Annotated in this window: 25 protein-coding genes; 19 read left to right on the top strand and 6 right to left on the bottom strand. The window is 59.8% G+C overall.

What is annotated here, in order from left to right; all coding sequences use genetic code 11:
• Position 1: 1 nt before the first annotated feature.
• The 5 genes from MW046_RS03260 (at position 2) to MW046_RS03280 (ending at position 4768) form a co-directional block, all read left to right on the top strand.
• On the top strand, positions 2 to 205 hold the full coding sequence (locus tag MW046_RS03260) for a hypothetical protein (protein ID WP_247994139.1): 204 nt from the start codon (positions 2 to 4) through the stop codon (positions 203 to 205).
• Between the two features lie 38 nt (positions 206 to 243).
• The gene (locus tag MW046_RS03265; RefSeq protein WP_247994140.1) at positions 244 to 774 is read left to right on the top strand and encodes a DUF5815 family protein; all 531 of its coding nucleotides are present in this window, start codon (positions 244 to 246) and stop codon (positions 772 to 774) included.
• A gap of 81 nt (positions 775 to 855) precedes the next feature.
• The gene (locus MW046_RS03270; RefSeq protein WP_247994141.1) at positions 856 to 1077 is read left to right on the top strand and encodes a hypothetical protein; all 222 of its coding nucleotides are present in this window, start codon (positions 856 to 858) and stop codon (positions 1075 to 1077) included.
• Between the two features lie 171 nt (positions 1078 to 1248).
• Positions 1249 to 4416 carry a carbamoyl-phosphate synthase large subunit gene (gene carB, locus MW046_RS03275; protein WP_247994142.1) on the top strand — a complete coding sequence of 1056 codons (3168 nt, stop codon included), beginning with the start codon at positions 1249 to 1251 and terminating at the stop codon, positions 4414 to 4416.
• Positions 4417 to 4492: 76 nt separating this feature from the next.
• Positions 4493 to 4768, top strand: a complete 276-nt coding sequence (locus MW046_RS03280; RefSeq protein WP_247994143.1) for a hypothetical protein — start codon at positions 4493 to 4495, stop codon at positions 4766 to 4768.
• Positions 4769 to 4804: 36 nt separating this feature from the next.
• Here the strand turns inward: MW046_RS03280 and MW046_RS03285 are convergent, their stop codons facing one another.
• Together MW046_RS03285 and MW046_RS03290 are read right to left on the bottom strand one after the other, a co-directional pair.
• The gene (locus MW046_RS03285; protein WP_247994144.1) at positions 4805 to 5065 is read right to left on the bottom strand and encodes an IclR family transcriptional regulator; all 261 of its coding nucleotides are present in this window, start codon (positions 5063 to 5065) and stop codon (positions 4805 to 4807) included.
• Positions 5066 to 5424: 359 nt separating this feature from the next.
• Complete coding sequence (locus MW046_RS03290) at positions 5425 to 6555, bottom strand: pyridoxal-phosphate-dependent aminotransferase family protein (protein WP_247994145.1); 1131 nt, start codon at positions 6553 to 6555, stop codon at positions 5425 to 5427.
• A gap of 162 nt (positions 6556 to 6717) precedes the next feature.
• On the opposite strand from MW046_RS03290, the gene MW046_RS03295 reads away from it, so the two are divergent.
• Both MW046_RS03295 and MW046_RS03300 read left to right on the top strand, forming a co-directional pair.
• Positions 6718 to 6897 (top strand): hypothetical protein, encoded by a 180-nt coding sequence (locus MW046_RS03295; RefSeq protein WP_247994146.1) that lies wholly within the window; start codon positions 6718 to 6720, stop codon positions 6895 to 6897.
• Between the two features lie 164 nt (positions 6898 to 7061).
• Positions 7062 to 7241 carry a DUF7331 family protein gene (locus MW046_RS03300; RefSeq protein ID WP_247994147.1) on the top strand — a complete coding sequence of 60 codons (180 nt, stop codon included), beginning with the start codon at positions 7062 to 7064 and terminating at the stop codon, positions 7239 to 7241.
• A gap of 86 nt (positions 7242 to 7327) precedes the next feature.
• On the opposite strand, the gene MW046_RS03305 is transcribed toward MW046_RS03300, so the two are convergent.
• Positions 7328 to 8575, bottom strand: a complete 1248-nt coding sequence (locus MW046_RS03305) for a hypothetical protein (protein ID WP_247994148.1) — start codon at positions 8573 to 8575, stop codon at positions 7328 to 7330.
• Between the two features lie 226 nt (positions 8576 to 8801).
• Here MW046_RS03305 and paaK point away from each other — a divergent pair, with 226 nt between their 5' ends.
• From paaK to MW046_RS03325, 4 genes are all read left to right on the top strand, one after another.
• Positions 8802 to 10091 (top strand): phenylacetate--CoA ligase PaaK, encoded by a 1290-nt coding sequence (paaK, locus tag MW046_RS03310; RefSeq protein ID WP_247994149.1) that lies wholly within the window; start codon positions 8802 to 8804, stop codon positions 10089 to 10091.
• A 94-nt stretch (positions 10092 to 10185) separates the two neighbouring features.
• Positions 10186 to 10467 carry a 4a-hydroxytetrahydrobiopterin dehydratase gene (locus tag MW046_RS03315; protein ID WP_247994150.1) on the top strand — a complete coding sequence of 94 codons (282 nt, stop codon included), beginning with the start codon at positions 10186 to 10188 and terminating at the stop codon, positions 10465 to 10467.
• Positions 10464 to 10865 (top strand): LWR-salt protein, encoded by a 402-nt coding sequence (gene lwrS / locus MW046_RS03320; RefSeq protein WP_247994151.1) that lies wholly within the window; start codon positions 10464 to 10466, stop codon positions 10863 to 10865. Before MW046_RS03315 ends, lwrS begins: the two co-directional genes overlap by 4 nt.
• Before the next feature lie 16 nt (positions 10866 to 10881).
• The gene (locus MW046_RS03325) at positions 10882 to 11586 is read left to right on the top strand and encodes an HAD family hydrolase (RefSeq protein ID WP_247994152.1); all 705 of its coding nucleotides are present in this window, start codon (positions 10882 to 10884) and stop codon (positions 11584 to 11586) included.
• Positions 11587 to 11623: 37 nt separating this feature from the next.
• Here the strand turns inward: MW046_RS03325 and MW046_RS03330 are convergent, their stop codons facing one another.
• Positions 11624 to 13672 (bottom strand): molybdopterin biosynthesis protein, encoded by a 2049-nt coding sequence (locus MW046_RS03330; RefSeq protein WP_247994153.1) that lies wholly within the window; start codon positions 13670 to 13672, stop codon positions 11624 to 11626.
• Positions 13669 to 14877 carry a molybdopterin molybdotransferase MoeA gene (locus MW046_RS03335; protein WP_247994154.1) on the bottom strand — a complete coding sequence of 403 codons (1209 nt, stop codon included), beginning with the start codon at positions 14875 to 14877 and terminating at the stop codon, positions 13669 to 13671. Before MW046_RS03335 ends, MW046_RS03330 begins: the two co-directional genes overlap by 4 nt.
• Positions 14878 to 15007: 130 nt before the next feature.
• Here MW046_RS03335 and MW046_RS03340 point away from each other — a divergent pair, with 130 nt between their 5' ends.
• Together MW046_RS03340 and MW046_RS03345 are read left to right on the top strand one after the other, a co-directional pair.
• Positions 15008 to 15370 (top strand): Hsp20/alpha crystallin family protein, encoded by a 363-nt coding sequence (locus tag MW046_RS03340; protein WP_247994155.1) that lies wholly within the window; start codon positions 15008 to 15010, stop codon positions 15368 to 15370.
• A 12-nt stretch (positions 15371 to 15382) separates the two neighbouring features.
• Positions 15383 to 17050, top strand: a complete 1668-nt coding sequence (locus MW046_RS03345; RefSeq protein WP_247994156.1) for an ABC1 kinase family protein — start codon at positions 15383 to 15385, stop codon at positions 17048 to 17050.
• A gap of 82 nt (positions 17051 to 17132) precedes the next feature.
• Here MW046_RS03345 and MW046_RS03350 read toward each other — a convergent pair whose 3' ends face one another.
• Positions 17133 to 18308, bottom strand: coding sequence for an endonuclease/exonuclease/phosphatase family protein (locus tag MW046_RS03350; RefSeq protein ID WP_247994157.1), 1176 nt, complete (start codon positions 18306 to 18308; stop codon positions 17133 to 17135).
• 118 nt (positions 18309 to 18426) lie between these two features.
• On the opposite strand from MW046_RS03350, the gene MW046_RS03355 reads away from it, so the two are divergent.
• From MW046_RS03355 to MW046_RS03380, 6 genes are all read left to right on the top strand, one after another.
• Positions 18427 to 19494 (top strand): aminotransferase class I/II-fold pyridoxal phosphate-dependent enzyme, encoded by a 1068-nt coding sequence (locus tag MW046_RS03355; protein WP_247994158.1) that lies wholly within the window; start codon positions 18427 to 18429, stop codon positions 19492 to 19494.
• Positions 19495 to 19553: 59 nt separating this feature from the next.
• On the top strand, positions 19554 to 19928 hold the full coding sequence (locus MW046_RS03360) for a translation initiation factor IF-5A (protein ID WP_247994159.1): 375 nt from the start codon (positions 19554 to 19556) through the stop codon (positions 19926 to 19928).
• A 25-nt stretch (positions 19929 to 19953) separates the two neighbouring features.
• On the top strand, positions 19954 to 20775 hold the full coding sequence (gene speB / locus MW046_RS03365; RefSeq protein WP_247994160.1) for an agmatinase: 822 nt from the start codon (positions 19954 to 19956) through the stop codon (positions 20773 to 20775).
• Positions 20776 to 21030: 255 nt separating this feature from the next.
• The gene (locus MW046_RS03370) at positions 21031 to 21267 is read left to right on the top strand and encodes a PIN domain-containing protein (RefSeq protein ID WP_247994161.1); all 237 of its coding nucleotides are present in this window, start codon (positions 21031 to 21033) and stop codon (positions 21265 to 21267) included.
• Positions 21268 to 21276: 9 nt separating this feature from the next.
• Positions 21277 to 21426, top strand: a complete 150-nt coding sequence (locus tag MW046_RS03375) for a PIN domain-containing protein (RefSeq protein ID WP_247994162.1) — start codon at positions 21277 to 21279, stop codon at positions 21424 to 21426.
• A gap of 59 nt (positions 21427 to 21485) precedes the next feature.
• The gene (locus MW046_RS03380) at positions 21486 to 22244 is read left to right on the top strand and encodes a Nif3-like dinuclear metal center hexameric protein (protein WP_247994163.1); all 759 of its coding nucleotides are present in this window, start codon (positions 21486 to 21488) and stop codon (positions 22242 to 22244) included.
• Positions 22245 to 22288 lie beyond the last annotated feature (44 nt).

Below are 22288 nucleotides of genomic sequence, written 5' to 3' on the forward strand. Positions count from 1 at the left end.
TATGGCACACCAGCCCGACGGTGACCTGAACGTCGAGGTAGAGGTAGAGGTCGAAGTCGAAGAGAACGAGCTCGAAATCGAAGTGGGCGATACACACACCGCAGAAGCTGAGCTAGAGGTCGACGGTCTCGAAATCGAGGTTGAGGTCGAGATCGAACGGGACGAAGCGGTGGATGAGAAAGAGGACGACGAGTCCGAGGACTGAGGCGCGGTTCTTAACCGTTCGCCGACGGTACCGTTCGTATGGCAGAGCCCCGCGTCCCTGGGGGAGAAGCGTCCGAACTCTCGTTACCGTGTGGTGAGTCGATCGATTACCACGATCTCGATATGGGTCTCCGAGAGATCGCTTGTGGGTGTGGTGAGACCCACGCGGTCGTGTTGGATATCCATCCCCTGAGTCGGTTCGTTCCCGAAGATCTCGTCGCGGTTCTGGATGATGCCATCGAAACGACCGACGGAACTCCGTTTGGAACGATGCACGTTATGGGGATGGTCATGGAGGAGTTCCCCGATCGGGTGACCAGCGCAGACGCGAGCGACGACGGCACCGTCGGGTTCACACGGGTGTGGCTGACCGACGACGACGCCCGGCGGCTCCATGAGGTCGTCGTCGAACTCGTCGTCGAACTCATGGAGCACGCCATCAGTCACACTGACGACGACGCCGCGACCGCCGAGTTCGAATCCCAGATGCTCGAATTCGACGTTACCGCTTTCGTTGATGAGTACCGAACCCACCGGGAGTTCGAGGACGAACACGACACTCCCGCTTGATACCCGGGAGCGTATTCGACGATACGACACGTCAAACGAGGGGGTACTGTCTTTATAGTACTCGCAACAGTGTGTATCCGTATGTCCGTCCACCGGGGTGAGTTCGAACGGATTCGAGATGTGATTGGGTCGGTCGAGCCTGACGAGCCGCTAACTGCGCGGGAAATCCTCGATCTGCTCGAAGAACACGGTGAGGCGTTTGACAGCACCCACCAGATCGCCACGATCCTCGGACGATACGCCGATTCGGAGGTCGAAGTCATCCACGAGCATCCCTACCGATATCGGATTCATTCCACCTGAGCACACTACAGTGCGTTCTACGGGGTCATCACCGCCGCTGTTTCTCACCTTGCTTCTCGGATTCGATGTCTCTGGGATGATGCTGCGGTGCCGTTTCCGAAATTCGTAACCGATTTCCGTCATTCGTAGAATTTCGCCGAACTTATTACGATGTGCGAATGGTATCAGGTAATGAGTGACCAGCGGACGATTCTGCTTATCGGAAGCGGTCCGATTCAGATCGGACAGGCAGCTGAATTCGATTACTCCGGTGCACAGGCGTGTCGCGCGCTCCAAGAGGAAGGGGCGCGGGTCGTGCTCGTCAACTCCAATCCCGCGACGATCATGACCGATCCGGAGATGGCTGACAAGGTGTACATCGAACCGATCACGACCGAAGCGATCGCCGAGGTCATCCGCAAGGAGACCCCCGACGGCGTCATCGCCGGGCTAGGTGGACAGACGGGGTTGAACGTCACGGCCGAACTCGCAGAGCAGGGTGTTCTCGAAGAGTACGACGTGGAGATCATGGGAACGCCGCTAGACACCATTTACGCGACCGAGGACCGGGATCTGTTCCGCGAGCGGATGAAATCGATCGACCAGCCGGTGTGTCGGTCGGAGACGGTCACGGCGATGGATGAAGTCGAAGACGCCGTCGAGGCCGTCGGTGGGCTGCCGGTAATCATGCGGACGGCGTACACGCTCGGTGGCAGCGGGAGCGGCGTCGTCGAGGAGATGGACGAACTGAAAGAGCGCGTCCGAAAGGGGTTCCAGCTGTCGCGCAACCACGAGGTACAGATCACCGAATCGATCGCTGGCTGGGTCGAGTTGGAGTATGAGGTGATGCGCGACGAGTCGGATTCGTGCATCATCATCTGTAACATGGAGAACATCGATCCAATGGGGATCCACACCGGCGAGTCGACCGTCGTCACGCCGAGTCAGGTGATTCCTGACGACGGTCACCAAGTGATGCGGACGGCAGCGCTCGACGTGATCCGCGATCTCGGGATTCAAGGCGGCTGTAACATTCAGTTCGCGTGGCGCGACGACGGCACCCCGGGCGGGGAGTACCGCGTGGTGGAAGTCAATCCGCGCGTCTCACGGTCTTCGGCGCTGGCCTCTAAGGCGACCGGCTACCCGATCGCCCGGGTCACCGCGAAAGTCGCGCTCGGAAAGCGCTTGCACGAGATCGAAAACGAGATCACGGGCGAGACGACTGCGGCGTTCGAGCCAGCGATCGATTATGTGGTGACGAAAGTTCCCCGGTGGCCCAAAGACAAGTTCGAGGACGTCGATTTCACGCTCACGACAGCGATGAAATCGACGGGCGAAGCGATGGCGATCGGACGGACCTTCGAGGAGAGCCTACTCAAGGCGCTTCGATCGAGCGAATACGAACCAAGCGTCGACTGGGCGACGGTCGACGACGACACACTCGAATCGGCGTATCTCGAAACGCCTACCCCTGACCGTCCGTACGCGATGTTCGAGGCGTTCGATCGGGGGTACAGCGTCGAGGAAATAGTGGCACTGACAGGGATCGAACGCTGGTACGTCGAGCGCTTCGGTCGGATCGCAGAGGCCGCCAGCGCGGCACAGAACGGTGAGTTCGAGCCGGCTGCCGAAGCCGGCTTTACGAACCGACAGGTCGCAGCACTCACCGAGACGTCGGCAACCACGGCCGACGTATCCGAATACGGATCCGGCACGGCGGCAACGCCGGAGCGGGTCGACGCAGTCGAACAGGCAACTGTCGACCGGCAGTTCAAGCAGGTCGACACCTGTGCAGGCGAGTTCGCCGCCTCCACACCATACTACTACTCCGCACGCGACCCCGTGAATTACGTCGAGAGCGACCACACCGAAGTGCAGGTCGACCGGGACGTCGACAGCGTCGTGGTCGTCGGCGGCGGGCCGATCCGCATCGGGCAAGGCGTGGAGTTCGACTACTGTTCGGTGCACGCAGTTCAAGCGTTGGAGGAACTCGGAATCGACGTCCACGTGGTGAACAACAATCCCGAGACGGTGAGTACGGATTACGATACGTCTGACGGGCTATTTTTCGAGCCGATCACCGCCGAGGAGGTCGCTGATGTCGTCGAAGAGACCGGTGCTGACGGGGTGATGGTGCAGTTCGGTGGCCAGACGTCGGTCAATATCGGCAATCCACTCGAAGACGAACTCGACCGCCGGGAACTGGACTGTACGATCCTCGGTACGTCCGTCGATGCGATGGATCTCGCCGAAGACCGGGATCGGTTCAACGCGCTGATGGAGTCACTCGACATCTCCCAGCCCGAAGGCGGCGCGGCGCGAAGCGAAGACGAGGCGCTCACGCTTGCCCACGACATCGGCTACCCGGTGCTCGTGCGTCCGTCGTACGTGCTCGGTGGTCGGGCGATGCGGGTCGTGTACGACGACGAAGAGTTGCAAACGTACATCGAGGAGGCCGTTCGTGTCAGTCCGGAAAAGCCGATCCTCATCGATCGCTTCCTCGAAGACGCCGTAGAGCTGGACGTCGATGCGGTGTCCGACGGTGAGAACGTGCTCATCGGGGGCATCATGGAGCACGTCGAAAGCGCAGGCGTTCACTCCGGTGATTCGGCGTGTATGATCCCGCCACGATCGCTCGGGCGGGACGTCAACCGTCGCGTACGTGAGGTCGTTGAGGACATCGCTCGTGAACTCTCGACAGTCGGACTGTTGAACGTCCAGCTTGCCGTCCAAGACGGCGAGGTGTACGTCCTCGAAGCCAATCCCCGTGCTTCGCGGACGGTGCCCTTCGTCTCGAAAGCGACCGGCGTACCGATCGCAAAGCTTGCCGCGAAAGTGATGGCCGACCGATCGTTGTCCGATCTCGACGTGACCGAACAGGTGCCAGTACACACCAGCGTCAAGGAAGTCGTGCTTCCGTTCGACCGGCTCCCGGGCAGCGATCCACGTCTCGGTCCGGAGATGAAATCCACTGGCGAGATTATGGGTACCGCCCAGTCGTTCGGAAAAGCCTACGACAAGGCCCAAGACGCCACTGACAAACCGATCCCGACGGAGGGAACGGCCGTCGTGGACCTCCCTGTCGAGGGGTTCGAGGAGTACTTCGACATCGTGGCGTTCGAGGACACCGAGACGTTCGAGGAGGCCATCCGAGACGGAGAGATCGATCTCATCGTTTCGCGCAACCGCGATCCTCTCGAAGTCGCCGTCGAGGAGTCGGTGACGTACTTCTCGACCGTCCCGAGCGCGGAGGCCGCCCTTGAAGCCATCCACGCTACGGAGGATGACCTTGACGTGATGGCTGTCGAGGAACGCCCCACTAGAGCGGAGTACTGGGGCCAACCCAAAGACGACGAGTAAGGAACCCGAGCAGCGAGGCTCGTCGAAACGGTCGTCACAACGATAGAGACATTACTCGCTAATCTCATGGAAAGATATGGCTGCTGTGACCCTCTCGGAAGCCAACGCATACGGTTTCAGACTGATCCGTTCGCTGTTGTTCACCGTTCTTGGCGGGGGGAGCATGATCGCCCTCGGATCGCTATGGATCTCCCTCGGAACGATGGGATCGACGAGCGTCCTCCTGATCGGAGTGATCGCTTTACTTCTGGGAACGATAGTGATACTCACGGGAGTGGCAGGTCTCTGTTATAAGATCATCGCCGACGGCGTCAAACGGGGCATCGAACGCGCGAACGGAGCGGATGAATGACTTTCACGATCCCCATCCAACGAGTTCACCGATAGTCTACTCGTAGGTGTCGAGATACTGCTGTCCGCGATCCGTCAGGTGATAACGGGTGTCGCGTTTGCGTAAGAACCCGTGTTCACACAGCGTTTCGCACCGCTGTTCGGCAAACGAGACGTGAAGTCCGAGCATCCCGGCCGCCTCGGGACACAGCCCCGGACCGTGCTTGCCGAAGTAGGCGAGCAACCGATCGTCGACCGATAGCATCCAATCGAGCGATTCCACACTGTTCGATTCCGATCGTTTCGAGTTCGCACTCACATGTGTCACCGTACTACGTGGCTGATAGTCGTTTGGTACTAACTACCATATCATTAGACACCATTCGTGATAAATATTGCGACCCGAGAACTAGAATTCCCACGATTATCCATTACCATCGTTAAATCCTCATCAATAAAACGCAAATAATGTTTAATCGAGGTCCATGATAGAAGATCGTTTAGTTTTTCGAGTCGTGTTCCGACTCTCTTAGCTCGGCCGGGACTGACGACTGGACGAACGCAGGTCACCGTTTGTTCCGGTCCAGAAGATGACACGTAACTCGGGGTGGCTGAGATGGAGCGAGCTACACGGTGGGAGTCTCGTCCATCGCGCTTTCGAACCGCGAGGTGGCCCCACTAGGAACGGTTGAGCGACTCTTCGAGTGCTGAGAGGAGATACTGAACGTTTGCAGGGCGAGCAGAATGGCCCATACAGCCGATGCGGAGCACTTCACCGGCAAGGTCGCCGAGTCCTGCGGCGATCTCGATGCCGTATTTGCTCAATAGATGGTCGATGAGCGCCGTCTCGTCGACCTCGTCGGGAATACGTACGGTGTTCAAGCTGGGAAGCCAGTACTCTTCGGCGGCGTACCTGTCCAACCCGAGATCCTCCATCCCCGAAACGAGCGTTCGCGCGACCCGTCGGTGGCGCTCCCAACGGCGTTCAATACCTTCCTCGGCCACCAATCGGAGTGCCTCCCGCAGCGCGTACACGTTCGTGATCGGGGCCGTGTGATGGTACGAGCGATCTTCCCCCCAGTATCCTTCTAGCAACGACAGATCGAGATACCACGACCGAACGGGCGTCTCCCGGGTGAGGATCCGATCTATCGCCCGATCCGACAGCGTGATCGGGCTCGCACCCGGGGGACAGGAGAGACATTTTTGCGCGCTCGAATACGCGATGTCGATGTCCCACGCGTCGACGCGCAGCTCGACACCACCGAGCGACGTGACGGTGTCTGCGATCACGAACGCGTCGTGAGCGTGAGCGATCTCGGTCAGTTCGGACACCGCAGGCTGGCGGACGCCGGTGCTCGTTTCGGCGTGAACGAACCCGAACACCTCGGGCTGGTGAGTCTCGAACGCATCGCGTACGTCATTCGGATCGAGCGGCTCTCCCCACGGTGCGTCGACCGAAACCACCTCGCCCCCGGCCCGGTTCGCCATGCTCGCCATCCGGTGGCCGAAATAACCGTTCGATGGCACGAGCACCGTATCCCCGGGCTCGACCAAGTTGCCAAACGCCGCTTCCATCGCCGCCGATCCTGTCCCGCTGATCGGGAGCGTCCACTGATTGTCCGTCCGAAACGTGTACCGGAGCAGCTCTTGGACCTCGTTCATCACGTCGAGAAAAACGGGATCGAGGTGGCCCACCAGCGGCGTCCCCATCGCGCGTAACACCCGGGGATGAACATCACTTGGACCGGGACCCATGAGCGTTCGTACCGGCGGTGTCAGTTCATCAACAACTGGTGCGTCGGTCATACGCCGTAGCTACTGCCAACGGCGGGAAAAACACACCGGTATATCTATCTATGGTTTGAAAAATAGAAAATATTTATATAATATGCTGAATTATATTATTGCATGGTGGAAAGGAGTATTTTGAGCGCGGCTACCAGTGAACTTAGAGAACTAGGTGAATACATGGCACACCGTCGTGATCTTCAGAAATTATACACAGTTGAACTATTCATTCTGCTGGGTGCGATGGCCGCAGTTATCTACACCATCGACGCTGGTGTACTGTCGATCGTCGAGGGAATGGTGATTCTGGCCGTGATTTCGGTGGCTGAACTGCTGGTCGAAGCGCACATCACCGGCTGAGGATCGTCGGTGACGATGGAATCTCCAACGTGGTACCACCGATCGTCGTTTCTCGACTGGCTCGTTTTATCTGTCACCGGATGGTACCACACACCGTGACATCATAATACGATATTATTATTTAAACACAGAGTATATATCGTACTGAGAAATAGCAAAATTTGATGGGAGAACGACCGGACACCATCGATGATTCGCTCCGAGTAGATGCGGGTAGCTCTCTTCCCGTTCCCGATCTCGATGAGTATGCATCCTACGAGGATGGGGATAGATACGTCATTTGTGACCGATCGAACGCTAACGCGTGGATCAGATCGGACGTCACAACGACGCTGTCACGCTGATCGGATGATGAGCTTCCGGTGGCGGGAAGCAATGTATAGAGATCACCGACCGTTTTGGCGTCCGTGCCGTCGGTAGCGGAAGGTCGCTACCGACACTCTGGACAGACGTACCGAGTAGGATCGAGCATTGGTTCATCCATTGGGGGAATGGCGTGTGAACCACACGTCACACACCATGTCCAGTATCCGATCCCGGTACCAGTCTTGGCTCTTGCGCGAGTAGATCGCACGCGATCATCCGTCTCGATCTCGATACACCGTTCGGAAACGTCCGTCACCGTCCCGTCGATGGACGCGTGTTGTGGGATACTGATACCCATTGAGTTGGGTGTGGCGATCATCTGCCCCGTCTCGACGTGATCACCCGGTTCAACGATGGGGTGGCTCGGTTCGACGATACCCTGAAACGCGGTGTTCGTGATCAGCGGGATCCGCACGTAATCCGGATCGATCGTCGCCGTCGGTTCGGTTTCCATCTCCTGCTTGCTGTGGTCGTATTCCGTGAGGATGTTGATCCGGTCCTCGCCAAGCGTCTGTTCCGTCGCAGTCTCCTCGTCAATCACGAGGAGACAGTTCGTTCGTTTGCGGATTCCGAACCGATCGGGCGGTTCATCGATCAAGAAACACCATCCTGGACCACCGTCGGCGAGCACCGCATCGGCCGGCAGCTCCGTAACTGGACGGCCAGCTGCCCGAAGAAGTTCGGTCGCGGGAGTGCCGATCGGTGCTCGCAGGAACCGGTGCCGGGGAACCTCCCCGTCCACGTGGAGGTACTTGTGGGTTACTGGTGTGCCTTCCGTGAAGGTTCGATACATGTTGTAGATGGATTCGGTGTTTTGGACGATCCATCCGTGATCCATCGGGAGATCGTCGCGGATGATGGTGCCATCGACGAGTCGGAGGAGAACGCTTTCCATTCCGTACTCATACCGGTCGTCCGTGTAGGCGAAGACGACCCCAGTCTCGGCGTCGTCGACTGGCAACTCCTCAGGAAGATACACAGTGGCGTCGGTCGCTGCTTCCAACTCACTCGTGTACTCGTTCCGATCGACCTCCTTTGCAGCCACGACGATCACGTCAAACAACCGGTCGAGTAATGCGTCGAACAGCGTCGCTAACGCCGCTGTATGCGTTTGCCCCAGCCATTTGTCGACGAAGAAGTTCGGTTCGCTCTCCTGATGATTTATGAGCAACGAATCGACCTCTTCTACACGCTCCCACTTCGCGTATGAGGGGAATCCAGCCCCACCAGCTCCCCCGATACCGGCGTTGCGTATGGTCGTTGTAATCTCCGGTACTGACGTTCGTTCGAGCCTCGACAGTGAAATATTCATGATTTATTGTTATATTGCCTTCCCACCTTCATAGAACTTTTGAAATTTACCATTCAACACAATAAACGAGCCATTCATGTACACGTTGGATCGGCGGTCCTCTCGGCGAGTAGGGTTGCTCTCTTCCGGAGGTTCCGACTGATGTGGTGACACCCATCTATCTCGTTCCTCGAGTCGTGTCAAACTGACCCAAACACATTTGGTATGGCATTGCAAACTAACATTAATGACGTATAGTACGATCGAAACGTCCGACCGAGAGCGGCTGCATGAACTACAATCCGAGCGATTGCGCGATATCGTGACGTACGCTCACGAGAACGTGCCGTTTTATCGGGAGGTGTTGAAGGAGGCAGGGCTTTCACCGGGGGACATTGATGGAATCGAGGACTGCGCCCGGCTCCCGTTCACCACGAAGGAGGATTTTCGAGTGGAGTTTCCCGACGGGTTGTTTGCGGTCGATTGGGATGCTGTCCAACGAGTTCATGCGTCGTCGGGGACGACTGGTACGCCAAAGATCGTTTCGTACACCGACGCGGATCTCGGTATCTGGCGGTCGGTGATGGCCCGGTCATTGGCTTCGGCGGGCGTTACGGAGAACGATGTCGTTCAGAACGCGTATGGGTATGGGTTGTTCACGGGCGGACTGGGGTTTCACGACGGCTGTGAGGAGCTCGGGGCGACGGTGGTCCCCGTCGGTGGAGGAAACACGGCGAGACAGATCGAGCTGTTGGTGGATCTCGGCTGTGACGTGCTCGCCTGTACGCCGTCGTACTGTCTGTACCTCGCCGAGGAGATGGAACGGCGATCGATCGATCCCCATGGGTTACCCCTGTCGACGGTGTTGATCGGTGCCGAACCGTTCACCGATCCGATGCGCGAGGAGATCGAGGCGGCGCTGGGCGTCACCGCTATCGACGTGTATGGGCTGTCGGAGATCATTGGTCCCGGCGTTTCGATCGAGTGCGCGGCGGCACAAGATGGACTCCACGTCTGGGAGGATCATTTCTATCCGGAGATCATCGATCCCGAGACGGGCGAGGTGCTTCCGGACGGTGAGCAGGGCGAACTCGTTCTCACGACGCTCACCAAAGAAGCTCTTCCCCTCTTGCGCTATCGGACGGGTGACATCACGTCACTCACCCGCGAACCGTGTGCGTGTGGACGCACGCACGCCCGGATGGACAACGTCACGGGACGAACCGACGATCTGCTCATCGTTCGCGGCGTGAACGTGTACGCCAGCCAAATCGAGGCGACGATGCTCGACATCCCCGAGGTCGCTCCCCACTACCGAATCGATCTCAGTCGAGAGGGTGCACTCGATCGGATAGAAATTACGGCTGAACATCACGAGCGCTACGAAGATGATCTCACGGCGCTCGAAACGCGGATCCTCGAACGGTTGAACGCAATCCTCGATCTGACGCCCGATGCGATCACCGTCGTCGAACCCGACACGATCGAACGCACAGAAACCGGAAAGGTACAACGGGTGTTCGACCACCGGAGCTGATCCCTTCGGTGACGGCCGAACGCCGGCGCGGGTACTAGCCTTGGTTTTCAACATTACCCCGACTGTTATGTGCGATCCGGCCGTTCGATCAGGTATGACGGAGACGTTATCCGATGAGGAGATCGAGGTATCGTTGCCCGACAACTGGGAGCGCGACGGCGAGGAAATCGTTCGCACCTACGAGTTCGATGGCTACCTCGATGGGGTGGGCTTTGCCGCAGGGATCGGTGGGATCGCTCAGTCGGCGTTTCACCACCCCGAGATCACGATCGGGTGGCGGGAGGTTGAGGTGCGCCTGACGACCCACGACGCGGGCGGCATCACCGAGCAGGACATCGATCTCGCCGAGCAGTTCGAAGCCCTTCGTGAATCGTGACTGATCCAGCAGCGGCGTACATCCTTCGGGTTCGCTTTCGGCTGCAACCCGACACGGACGTGCGAGTCGACCCAGAGACGTTCGAGACGTTGGTGTCGTGGCCCGCCGCTCGACCGGAAGCGGACGGATGGTTGTTTTTCCGGGATCATCTCTGGCGTGGTGCGGTAAACGACCAGCTACCGCTCCGGGAGTTGGCAGAGAACGTATTGGGACCGGTCGCCGTCGAACACGTCGCGTTCGTCGAGTTGCGAACGAATGAGACGTACCTCGATGCGCTGAAAGACGCCATCGAGGAAGCGCTCGAACGCCAGCCATCGCCGTTTGGAAACGCCACGAGCGCTGACGAAGTGGTGAAAAACCACCTCGGAAGCGCGATTCATGTCCGAGAGCCACGCTGAAGCCAGGACAAAAATTATGCGTTCTCGGACCGTATTCGGTGTTCCGATGGATTCGACGCTTGAGTCGTATGATTTTTGGGTGTTCGATCTCGACGGGACCCTCGTCGATGTCGAACCGAGCTACACGAGAGAGGTAATAATGGCCGTTGGAGACCGACTCGGCCACGAGTTTTCCGAGTGGGAGACGACGGCGCTCTGGTATGGGTTCGGAGATCACCGCAACACACTCCTTGCAGAGAAAGGGATCGACCCAGCCCGCTTCTGGTCGGTGTTCCACGACGTCGAGGACGCCGAGGCTCGCGCGGCGGCTACGTTTCTGTACGACGACGCCGAACGACTCCTCTCGACGCTCGACTGTCCGATCGGAGTGGTGACACACTGTCAGCGGTATCTCACCGATCCGGTGCTCGATCAGCTCCACATCCGGGACTGGTTCGACGCCGTGTTCTGTTGTACCGACGATACCGGTTGGAAACCGGACCCGACGCCGGTGTACGAGACGCTCGCAAGGATGGGCATCCGCAACGACGGTGACATCGCTCGGGGGGTACTCGCTGGTGACAGCCCACAAGACATCGGAGCAGCGTGGAACGTCGGTCTCGACGGTATTCACGTCGAACGACACGGTCACGACAGACGCGGTATCTGTGTCCTCGGTGACCAACGGGTGGCACAGCTAGACGAGATCATCACACCCTCCCGTAGTCCCGCGACGGATTGATGGTGTCGTCCGTTCCCGGTCGCGGGGATAGCAGGGACTACAATCGGTCGTAACCCGGACGACCGGTGAAGCTATCTACGTCAGTGACAGCCGATGCAGGCGTCGAATCCGCGTCGATACCCACACCGGCCGCCGACAGAGCGGTATCGAGCGCGATCACGCCGTCTTTGTCCGTTCGATCCGGGTTTGCCAGCACGAACACGCGTTCGGTACCCACCGGAACGAACTCGACATCGAGTCGGTTGGCGGTCGACCGAAGCCCGAGTCCGGCGTCGGCCGTCCCATCAAGCACCGACCGTATCGGACTTTCGTGGGCACGAACCGCGAACTCGAATCCATCGATCGAGTCGATGCACGCTTGGGGTGATTCCGACCGCTCGGCTGCCAGCCTGTCGATCGCGTCGGTAAGTGTCGCTCGCAGTCCCGAATCAGTGGTTCGGTTGACAAAACGGAGATCTAAATCGACGAGATCAGCTAGTCCGGTCACGTCTTCGGGATTGTCTGCTGGAACGATCAGTCCCCATTCGCGCGTCCAACCTCCCAGTACCGTCGTTTCGAACCCGAGCGCGGTGGTGAGGCTGTCTTCGAGTTCGGCTGCGGTGTCGGTCGTGAGGGTCGTCGAAACGGTTCCAGAAGTGACGAGTGCGACGTCGACGACCCCGTTTCGTAGCCGTCTGCAACCCGCTCGGCTTCCCATTCCGAGATAGCGTGGACGATCGACACGGTCGAGCAGTTCCGAAAACGCAGGATCGTCCTCACCGACACCGAACACCGACGGCGGACGAACGGCGGGAGAGAACAGCGACACTTCGACGCGCTCTCCCGTGGCGATCTCGTGGGTGTCTGGATGCATCTTCACGACACCATCGGCTTCTACGAGACTCGTCGTCGCCCCACTTCCTTTATCGACGGGATACACCAGTGTCTCGCCGTCGATATCGATCGAGCAAGTGGTGTCGCTGCTTGCAGTGGTATCGACAGCGAGCGTTTCATTCGAGCCGCTTTCGACCAGCCCGACGGGAAGCAAACGCAACCGACCCTCACGGTACCGTTCTCGCTGTGCCATTCGGCCGGTAACTGTCGTGGTTCGAGGAGTCGGCTGGGCGGCTGCACGCCGGATCGCTGGCGCGAGAAACGTGTTGAAGATCGTGAGCGCCGAGACGGGATAGCCGGGCAGCCCGACGTAGGCGGCGTCTTCGAGTTCACCGACCAGCATCGGCTTTCCGGGTTTGACCGCCACGCCGTGAACGAGAAGTTCGCCTTGCTGTTCGAGAACGCGGTAGACGACGTCGACAGCACCAGCGCTCGTTGATCCCGACGACACCACGAGATCACACTCGCTTGCAGCCTTCCGGAGCACCCGTTCCATCTCCCCGTAGTCGTCACCAACGTGGGGATACCGTTCGACGGTACCACCGGCGGCTTCGACGCCAGCCGCGATCGTGTAGCTGTTGACGTCGTAGATCTGTCCGGCGGTGCTGTTCAGTTGCTCGCCCGGTGGAACGAGTTCGTCGCCAGTGGAGATGATACCCACGCAAGGCGCACCGACGACCGCCACCTCACTGACACCCAACGCCGAAAGAAGACCGATCTCTCGGGGTGTCAGTCGCGTCCCCGGTCCGAGCGCCCGTTCGCCAGCCGCGATGTCTGCACCGGCAGCCATCACACGCTCGCCGGGAGCGACGCTCGTTCGGATTTCGATCCGACCGTCGCGTTCGTCAGTTCGCTCGACCATCACGACGGCGTCTGCACCCGCTGGAAGAACTGCTCCCGTCGAGATCGCCACGCACGCACCCGATTCGACCTCCGTGTCCGGCTCCGTTCCCGCGTGGACGGTTCCGATCCGGTCGAGTTCGACGGGATCAGTCTCGGTAGCACCGAACGTATCCCGTGCCCACACAGCATAGCCGTCGACGCTCGCCCGGTCGAACCCCGGAACGTCGATCGGTGCGTCGAGTCGTTCGGCCAGTACACGACCCCTGGCTGCCCGCAGCGGTACCCGCTCTGGATCGCCGGTGAGATCGAGCGATTCGATGGCCTCGTGAACTGATTCGGGCGATGCCAGATTTCGGAACTCCTTTCTCATCGGTGTGCCTCCCAGTTTTCGACCGTAACCAGTTCGTCTTCCGGTATCCCTTCGCGTGATTCGGGAACGACGACCCACCCATCGGTGAAAGCGACACTTGAAAGGACCCCTGCACCGCTCACGTAGGCCGTCGTGGCGATGGGTTGTTCTCCGGATCGATCGACCGTCACTCGGGCGTACGTCCGTACGCCCGGCTCGCTGTGGATCTTCCGCGAGAGCCGCGCCTCCGTGGCGGGGTGGGGGTCACACTGACAGTGGCCCACGTGCTTGATCAACGGTCGGAGAAACTGCACGGCAGTGACGATACAGGAAACCGGATAACCCGGTAACATGACGACCGGCGTATCGTCGACGATGCCGAGAGCAACCGGATGTCCCGGTGAAAGCGCCACCCCGTGAACGAGCACCCGTCCGAGTTCCGAGACCACTGAGGGAACGAGATCACGCTCGCCAACGCTCGTGCCACCGGTAGTGACGACGACGTCAGCGGTGAGATCACGTTCGATGGCGACACCCAACGCCTCGAACTCGTCGGGAACGACGTCCCGATAGATGGGTGTACCACCCCACCGATCGACGTACTGGGCGACGGTCTGGCCGTTGGTCTCGATGGTTTCTCCCGGCTCTGGTGTGGATTGGACCAGTTCTTCTCCGGTCGGAATCACGCTGACAGTCGGGCGTTCGTACACCGGGACGTCCGAGACGCCAGTTGATTTGAGCAGCCCGAGATCCGACGGCCGAAGCTGGTGGCTGGAATCGAACAGTTGCTGTCCCATCTCGACATCTTCACCGATCGGAGCGACGTTCTCACCGCCTGCGACAGCTTCGAAGATCTCCACCTCGTCATCGTGGGGTTCCGTTTGTTCGACCTGTACCACTGCGTCGGCACCCGATGGGAGTTTCTGACCGGTATCGACCGGAACGACGCTATCCGGACCCACCGTCTCGCTTGCTCCGAGCGTCACCGGCGAGCGATCGCTTGCCCCGAACGTGTCCCGAGCACGAACGGCCCACCCATCCATCGCCACCCGTTGGTAGGCGGGAACGTCACGGTTGGATCGAACAGGCGCAGAGAGCACCCGTCCGCCCGCCTCCAAGAGGGATACTCGCTCGGTGTCGGTGAGTGGCTTCGAGGCCTCGAGCAGTTTCGATCGTGCAGCGTCCACCCGAGCTACCGAACTGAACCCCCCGCACACGTCAGTCATATCTGACCGTCCGTGCGATGCAACAAAAACGTCCCGGGGGACGGTCCGAAACGCCAGAGCACCGAACGAGACGTTGCCCGATAGAACGTGTTCCGGGGGTTTTTTCGCCCATGCGAGCGTACATACAGGTATGTCTGCCCTACGTAATGCGGTTCGGGAGCTGGGGTTGCCCGATTCGGTGTTCGTCGATGTGGGGGAGTCCGACGACGAGTACGTACTCGTCGTCGATCTTCCGGGGGCAACCCCGGAGACAGTAGACGTGTGGGTGAACGACCACCAGCTCCGGATCGAAGCCCGCCGTGAAAAGGAGTCTCCGACCGAGTTCCGATATCTCAAAGAAGATCGGTCGATGTTTATCGACGTCACGTTACCCCTCCCACCGGACGTCGATACCGACGCGGACGTAGATGATGGGGCGACCATCCACCGGGGCGTTCTCAAGCTCCGGTTACCCAAGTCGACCGGGCGTCGGATCCCGATCACGGAGGGCTGAGGTGGCAGATCGGTGATGTTCCGCGCGTACCGGCGGTTTTTCGTCGTCGCGTGGCAGTTCCTTCCGCTTTTCTTCGCGTTCGCCCGTGATCGTCACCGGTTTCTCCTGTTCGGAGAGGGGCGGCGGGTGTCGAGCGAACAGCATCGCGAACGCGCGCGCACCCTTCGAAGCTCCTTTCTCACGCTCGGGCCGACGTTCATCAAACTGGGACAACTGCTTTCGACGCGGCCCGATATCCTTCCACCGGAGTACATCGACGAGCTGACTCAACTCCAAGACCGGGTTCCGCCCGCGCCGTGGCCCGAGGCGCGAGATGTGATCGAATCCGAACTCGGTCCCATCGAGGAAGCCTACGACAACTTCGACACCGAGAGTATCAGCGGTGCGAGCCTCGGACAGGTGTATGTTGCCGAATTCGACGATGAGACTGTGGCGGTGAAAGTCCGTCGTCCGGGAATCGGGCCGCTCGTCCGAACCGACTTGCGCGTCATCAAATTCTCGGTGCCCCTGTTGGTGCCGTTCGTCGATGAAGCACAAGCGTTCTCGCTTGAGACGCTTGCTGATGAGTTCGCCCGAGTTATCCGACAGGAGATGGACTACGAACGGGAGGCGGCTATGCTCCGTGAGATCCGAGGTGATCTCGACAACGAGAATGTCCAGGTACCAGTCGTCGTTGATGAACGCTCGACCGGCCGGGTGCTCACGATGGAGTACGTCAGTGGAACGAAGATAACCGAAATCGATGACGTCGACGCGCTCGACGTCGATCGTACCCAGCTCGCCGAAACGCTCGAACGAGCGTACTTCGAGATGATCATCGTCCACGGCGTGTTTCACGCCGATCCCCACCCTGGAAATCTGGCAGTCAAACCCGATGGAACTCTTGTACTGTACGATTTCGGGATGAGTGGTCGAGTCGATCCGTTCGTCCAAGATCGGATCGTCGATTTCTACATTGCCATCGCAAACCGGGATACGGACGCCATACTCGATGCGCTCATCGAGATGGGAACGCTCAGTCCCGAAGCTGATCGAGAGGTGATGGCGGACGTAATGGAACTCGCCATCGCCGATGCCCGGGGAGAGGAAATCGAACAGTACCGCGTCCAACAGATAATCAACCAGATCGAAGACACGGTTTACGAGTTCCCGCTCCGCCTGCCGCCGGATCTCGCGCTCGTGCTCCGGGTGGCAACCGTCGTCGAAGGCGTCTGTGTCACGCTCGATCCGGAGTTCGATTTCATCGCGGTCGCAACGGAGTTCCTACGCGAAGAGGGTTACCTCGAAGCCACTGCGCGCGAGTTCGTCCGCGAACAGCTCGACGAATTCGAACGAGCGACGCGATCGACGCTGCGCGTGCCACCGAAACTCGAAAGCGCGTTGGACCGCGTCGAACGCGATAACCTCGTCGTCCAATCCGAACTGAACGACCCTAACGGCGTGCTCGACACCCTTGCCAAACGGCTCGTGCTCGGGATGGGGCTATCGGTCAGCGTGCTTTCGACCGTAGCGTTGTACATCGCTGCGGAACTGCTCGGGGCGCTTTTCATGATAGTGCTCTCGCTCGGCATTGCCGCGGTGCTGTATCACTCGTTCCGGAAACGACGGGGAATCCGCGCGCGACCGCAGTTCACGCGCCAGAGCATGCGTCAACGAGAGGACGAGCGAATCGAGGACTGAGCACATGCCACTGCGCTGTCGGCGTCTGGATGACCCGATCCCAAGGCAATTGCTGAATTCGATGGAGGATCTGGTGTTGAATTTACGGCACCACATCGGCCCAAACCAGCCTGTGATCGGATGCCGTCTCCACGTCCCGTCTCAGCCCTCGCCGGTTCGCGTTCTCGCTGGGCCACACCACCGCGGAGTTACGGACCGAGAGATCCGGTGAGGGGAGCACGTAATCGACCTGCTGTCCGAACTCGGCCGTTAAATACGGTGAACTAGCCTGTGCGCCACCGGGACTCGTGGGGAACCGTCGGGTGTTGAATTCCCCACCGAGGAAATACGTATCCACAGCCCGGAGCGTCTCGTCGTCTCCGGGGCTGGCGTTCATATCGCCCAGCAGGACGTACGACGCGTCGTCGTAGAGACCGCCGCGTCGTCCGTCGTCATCGCACACGTAACTCACACCGGCGGCGTAGTCGGCCAACAGCCGGATCTCATCGTGACAACGCTTTCCGTTGAAGTTCTCCGGCCCATCGAACACGGGCGGCGTCGGGTGGGCCAACAGCGCGTGGACGGTGGTGCCAAGACAGGCAACGGGTACGTCAACGTGGGTTTTCGAGGAGAGCCGAAACCGATCCGTCTCCTCATCGGTAAGATACATGTCGGAGACGGGATCGCGCACGATTTCACTGTCGGGCATATCCTGCCATCGAAACCGTCGAAACGACCGGACTGCGTCGGTCTCGATCGGGTACCGACTTACGATCGCCAGCGCGTACTGGCCGGGGTACTGGCCGAAGCCGTAAGCATCGTCGGCGTATCCCTGATCGCCGGGGGTGTCGTCGATCGTCCCGTCGTTATCGAGATCCATCCCGCTGTGGACGCCCGTGTTGCTCGGTGGCGTGTGAACGAACGGATACTCGATGCCGGTGAGGTCCTCGCGCTGCGGAACGCGCAGGTAGTTCTCGACGAACGCCCGGGCGTTCGTTGGCGTGGCTGGCACGTCTTTGACCACACTCGCCTGTCGGTTGTTGACGAGTTCGTTGAGCGCGAGCACGTCCGGACGAACCTCCTGAATCACCCGCGCGGCAGCAGCTGCTTGGGGATCCCCCCGAGACTGTACCTGTTCAGTCGTGAGATCCTCGATGTTGTACGTCGCAAACGTGACCGACCGAGGAACCGATCTCCCCCCTACAATCCCACCGAGGGACACCGCTGCGACCGCTGTCCCACTCACTGCCAGAAATCCGCGTCGTGACGTGTGTTCCATGCACGAACAGATCATAGAACACGAATAGTTATCTTTTTGATTCGAATATCCATCGTGTTTGGTAGACGAACGGAGTGCACAGTAATGGTATTTTTTGCCTTCGGTGTGAACGGGTGGTATGGATATCGAGCCGTTCACGTTGGAGCGCTGGTTTGCAGCCCATGAGCACGAGGCCGACATCATGCTCGCCGAAAGCGGGATTCGGAGCCTTTCAGCGTCCCGATTCGATCTCGATGTCGGGAAACTCGGATACGTGATCCCAACCAACGGCGATCCATCGTTCCGGGCCGAGATCGCTGCCCGGTACGGTCGTGATCAGGACGAAGTGGTGTTCACCTGTGGCACACAGGAAGCGAACTTCCTCGCGTTTCTGTCGCTGTTGAACGAGGGCGACCACGCGGTCGTCGTCACGCCGACCTATCAGTCCCTGCACGCGGTACCCGATTCTCTTGGGACCGTCACGCGCGTGGAGTTGACTCCTCCCGAGTGGTCGCTCGATCCCGACGCGATCGCGGAGGCCATGCGCCCGGAGACGACGCTCGTCGTCGTGAACAATCCCAACAACCCGACTGGAAAATACCACTCCGAGGAGACGATGAACGCCGTGTACGAACTGGCCGCCGACCGCGGCGTGTATCTGCTGTGCGATGAGGTGTATCGGATGCTGGCCGACGATCCGATCCCGCCCGTGGCCAGCATGGGACCGTACGGAATTTCGACAACCAGTCTGACGAAGGCGTACGGATTGGCTGGGCTTCGATTCGGGTGGCTAGCGGGACCGCCAGAGGTCGTCTCGACGATCAATCACTGGAAGGATTACACCACGATCTCGCCGTCACCGTTCGGCCAACACGTCGCCAAACAAGCGATCGACGCGGAAAACGAGATCCTTGCTGAGAACCGTGGGCTGGCTCGGGAACACAAAGCGGAGACCCACAGCGTGTTAGAAACGCACGGTCTCGACTGGTACGATCCCGTCGGTGTCAACGGCTTCGTGACCGTTCCGGACGGCTTTGCGACCGGACGATCGTTCTGTGAACGGTTCCTTCGAGAGGAGAGCGTGGTTCTCGCGCCGGGAGATGCGTTCGGCGTGTCCGACCGCTTTCGGATCGGGTTCGGACTGGCGCGCGAGGAGTTGAACGAAGGACTTTCCCGGCTCGATTCGTTCCTCTCACGCCACGAGTAGCTCTCCACCGGTGCTAATGCTTCCAAACCGTTTATACCAGCACACCTGATACACGCGGTATGGCGAAACAACAGACGGAAGTTCGTGATCTCCAAGAGGGTAGCTACGTGATGATCGACGAGACACCCTGTGTGATCAACTCCTACAGCACGGCAAAACCCGGCAAACACGGGAGCGCGAAAGCTCGTGTCGAGGGGAAAGGCGTGTTCGACGAACGGAAGCGCAACTTCACCCAGCCCGTCGACGCGAAGGTGTGGGTGCCGATCATCGACCGCAAACAGGGCCAAGTCATCAGCCTCGACGGCGACGACATGCAGGTAATGGATCTGGAAAGCTACGAGACGTTTACGATGCGAGTCCCGGACGGACTGGACCCATCTCCTGACGACGAGATCGAGTATCTCGAACACGAGAGCCAACGGAAAGTCGTCTGATCACGCTCGTTCTGATCCACCACCTATGTTTCCCGGAGCAGTAACCGATCGAGAGGCAGCTGCGTACGTGATCGTCGGTGCGCCGCTCGACGTGTCGACGACGTTCCAGCCCGGCACTCGATTCGGGCCGGATCGAGTGCGGCTGTTCGCCCGGTCGTTCGAGGATTACGACCACCACACCGGAGGTCACTTTTCCGAGCTCGGTGTTCACGACGACGGTGACCTCCACGCGTGGGACGACGCCGAGGAGTATCTCACGTTCCTCGGCGGGAAGCTTTCAGACATCCGCAATGAAGGGGCGCTACCGATCCTCATCGGGGGAGAACACACCGTCAGCCGCGCCGGTGTCCGGGCGTGTGAGCCGGACGTGTTCGTCGCGCTCGATGCACATCTTGATCTCCGGGCGGAGTACGACGGGAATCCGTCGAGCCACGCCACCGTCACCCACCACGCGCTCGAAACGGCCGATGAGGCGATCATCCTCGGTGCGCGAACCGGCGACGAAACCGAGTGGGAGCGGGCAAGCGCCGAGGATGTAACCGTAGTCGAGCCCAACGAGCTATCGGACTGGCTGGCGTCCGTTCGGGACCAATCACTGGCGATCGACGGCTCGGTGTATCTGAGTGTCGACATCGACGCCGCTGATCCGAGCGTTGCGCCCGGTACCGGAACGATGGAGCCGTTCGGACTCGGTGCGCGGGAGATGCAGGCGGTGGTCCGTACGCTCGCACCAGCTTGTGTGGGGTTCGACGTGGTAGAGGTGAACGACCGCGACGACGGACAGGCAGCAACGCTCGCTGGGAAATTGCTCCGGTCGTTCGTCTATCAACACGCCGCTGACACATGACTTTCCTTTGACGTCTTCTTTTGTGCTCGTAGTGAGCTTTTGCAGCGTTTACACTCGTTAACAATGAGTTCAGAGACGTCAGATAAGCATATTCGGGTGCCTACTCGGATTCACGACCGAATCAAGGCGCTGAAAGGAGGGGAGAGGCGGTTGACCGTCTTATCGGCGGGTACACGCTTCTCGACTTCGCAACTGAAACGGAGTGGGTTGACGATGCCGCCGGGCGAGAGGAACTGGAGCAGACGATGGTCTCGAATGATACTTGATACGAATTATCTTATTGCTCTCCGGGACAACGACGACGGCGCGAAAGCCAAACCAGCCGAACTCGAAGCGACGGGACTGCCGCTCCGCCTCCCATCCATCGTCATTTGGGAGCTCTATTTCGGAGTTGGAGCAGGCACGGATACGATACCCAACCAGCGGGCTTATGAGAAACTCACTGCCAACAAACCGATCGCACCACTCGATGGGACCCTTGCCCGGCGATAGGGAATCTTGATGGGGACCCACCGGGCGAGCAATACGAAACCGAACCTTAATTCAGAGAACGCCATTGTCGCGGCAACGGGGCTGAAGTACGATGAACCAGTCGTGACAGACGAGAGCGACTTCGAGACCGTCGACGGGTTGCGCGTCGAGTCGTACTGAGCTTGACACCGTTGTCCCCATTGCCCCACGTTTTTGGCAGGCTCTCCTCAATCTGGGGTATGGAACTGCGAGAGTTGTGCGATCGACTCGACGAGCATCTTCGTATCGACGCGTTCGCCGATATCGACGCGAGTGCGAACGGACTGCAGGTCGGACCGCAACGAGCCGAGATCGACCACGTTGCGCTCGCGGTCGACGCCGCCGTAGCAACGGTCGAGGAAGCCGCTGCGCTGGACGCGGATCTCCTCCTCGTTCATCACGGGGTGTCGTGGGGTGGCTTCGAACGAGTGACCGACCGAAAGTACGAACGGATCGCCCCTCTCATCGAAAACGACATTGCGCTGTACGCCGCCCACCTTCCGCTCGACGGCCACCAACAGCTGGGGAACGCGGCTGGAGTGGCCGACCGGCTGGATCTTCGAGACCGAGCGCCGTTCGGATCGGTGGGTCCAGAACGGATCGGCCAGCGCGGTCGGCTTCCGGAACCGATGACCACCGAGGAGGTGACCGATCGGCTCACGACGCTCGAAAACGAGCGCGTACAGACGCTTCCCTTCGGCCCGGAGCCGATCGAACGCGTGGCGATCGTCACCGGCAGCGGCGTCGATTGGATCGACGAAGCCAGCGACGTCGGCGTGGATGCGCTCATCACTGGCGAAGGCAAACAACAGGCCTACCACGAGGCCAAAGAGAGTGCACTCACCGTCTTCCTCGCCGGGCATTACGCCACCGAGACGTTCGGCGTTCGCGCGCTCGGATCGCTGCTCGATCGCTGGAGGATCGAAACGTCGTTTATCGACCATCCGACCGGACTATAATCGGCTGACGATGGACGACGATCTCCGATGAGCAGCGCGGATCG

The sequence above is a fragment of the Halocatena salina genome (genome assembly GCF_023115355.1).
GTDB lineage: Archaea > Halobacteriota > Halobacteria > Halobacteriales > Haloarculaceae > Halocatena > Halocatena salina.

Coding starts and splice junctions, on each gene's coding strand:
- MW046_RS03260 (WP_247994139.1), top strand. CDS start 2: ATGGCACACCAGCCCGACGGTGACCTGAACGTCGAGGTAGAGGTAGAG.
- MW046_RS03265 (WP_247994140.1), top strand. CDS start 244: ATGGCAGAGCCCCGCGTCCCTGGGGGAGAAGCGTCCGAACTCTCGTTA.
- MW046_RS03270 (WP_247994141.1), top strand. CDS start 856: ATGTCCGTCCACCGGGGTGAGTTCGAACGGATTCGAGATGTGATTGGG.
- carB (WP_247994142.1), top strand. CDS start 1,249: ATGAGTGACCAGCGGACGATTCTGCTTATCGGAAGCGGTCCGATTCAG.
- MW046_RS03280 (WP_247994143.1), top strand. CDS start 4,493: ATGGCTGCTGTGACCCTCTCGGAAGCCAACGCATACGGTTTCAGACTG.
- MW046_RS03290 (WP_247994145.1), bottom strand. CDS start 6,555: ATGACCGACGCACCAGTTGTTGATGAACTGACACCGCCGGTACGAACG.
- MW046_RS03295 (WP_247994146.1), top strand. CDS start 6,718: ATGGCACACCGTCGTGATCTTCAGAAATTATACACAGTTGAACTATTC.
- MW046_RS03300 (WP_247994147.1), top strand. CDS start 7,062: ATGGGAGAACGACCGGACACCATCGATGATTCGCTCCGAGTAGATGCG.
- MW046_RS03305 (WP_247994148.1), bottom strand. CDS start 8,575: ATGAATATTTCACTGTCGAGGCTCGAACGAACGTCAGTACCGGAGATT.
- paaK (WP_247994149.1), top strand. CDS start 8,802: ATGACGTATAGTACGATCGAAACGTCCGACCGAGAGCGGCTGCATGAA.
- MW046_RS03315 (WP_247994150.1), top strand. CDS start 10,186: ATGACGGAGACGTTATCCGATGAGGAGATCGAGGTATCGTTGCCCGAC.
- MW046_RS03325 (WP_247994152.1), top strand. CDS start 10,882: ATGCGTTCTCGGACCGTATTCGGTGTTCCGATGGATTCGACGCTTGAG.
- MW046_RS03330 (WP_247994153.1), bottom strand. CDS start 13,672: ATGAGAAAGGAGTTCCGAAATCTGGCATCGCCCGAATCAGTTCACGAG.
- MW046_RS03335 (WP_247994154.1), bottom strand. CDS start 14,877: ATGACTGACGTGTGCGGGGGGTTCAGTTCGGTAGCTCGGGTGGACGCT.
- MW046_RS03340 (WP_247994155.1), top strand. CDS start 15,008: ATGTCTGCCCTACGTAATGCGGTTCGGGAGCTGGGGTTGCCCGATTCG.
- MW046_RS03350 (WP_247994157.1), bottom strand. CDS start 18,308: ATGGAACACACGTCACGACGCGGATTTCTGGCAGTGAGTGGGACAGCG.
- MW046_RS03355 (WP_247994158.1), top strand. CDS start 18,427: ATGGATATCGAGCCGTTCACGTTGGAGCGCTGGTTTGCAGCCCATGAG.
- MW046_RS03360 (WP_247994159.1), top strand. CDS start 19,554: ATGGCGAAACAACAGACGGAAGTTCGTGATCTCCAAGAGGGTAGCTAC.
- speB (WP_247994160.1), top strand. CDS start 19,954: ATGTTTCCCGGAGCAGTAACCGATCGAGAGGCAGCTGCGTACGTGATC.
- MW046_RS03370 (WP_247994161.1), top strand. CDS start 21,031: ATGATACTTGATACGAATTATCTTATTGCTCTCCGGGACAACGACGAC.
- MW046_RS03375 (WP_247994162.1), top strand. CDS start 21,277: ATGGGGACCCACCGGGCGAGCAATACGAAACCGAACCTTAATTCAGAG.
- MW046_RS03380 (WP_247994163.1), top strand. CDS start 21,486: ATGGAACTGCGAGAGTTGTGCGATCGACTCGACGAGCATCTTCGTATC.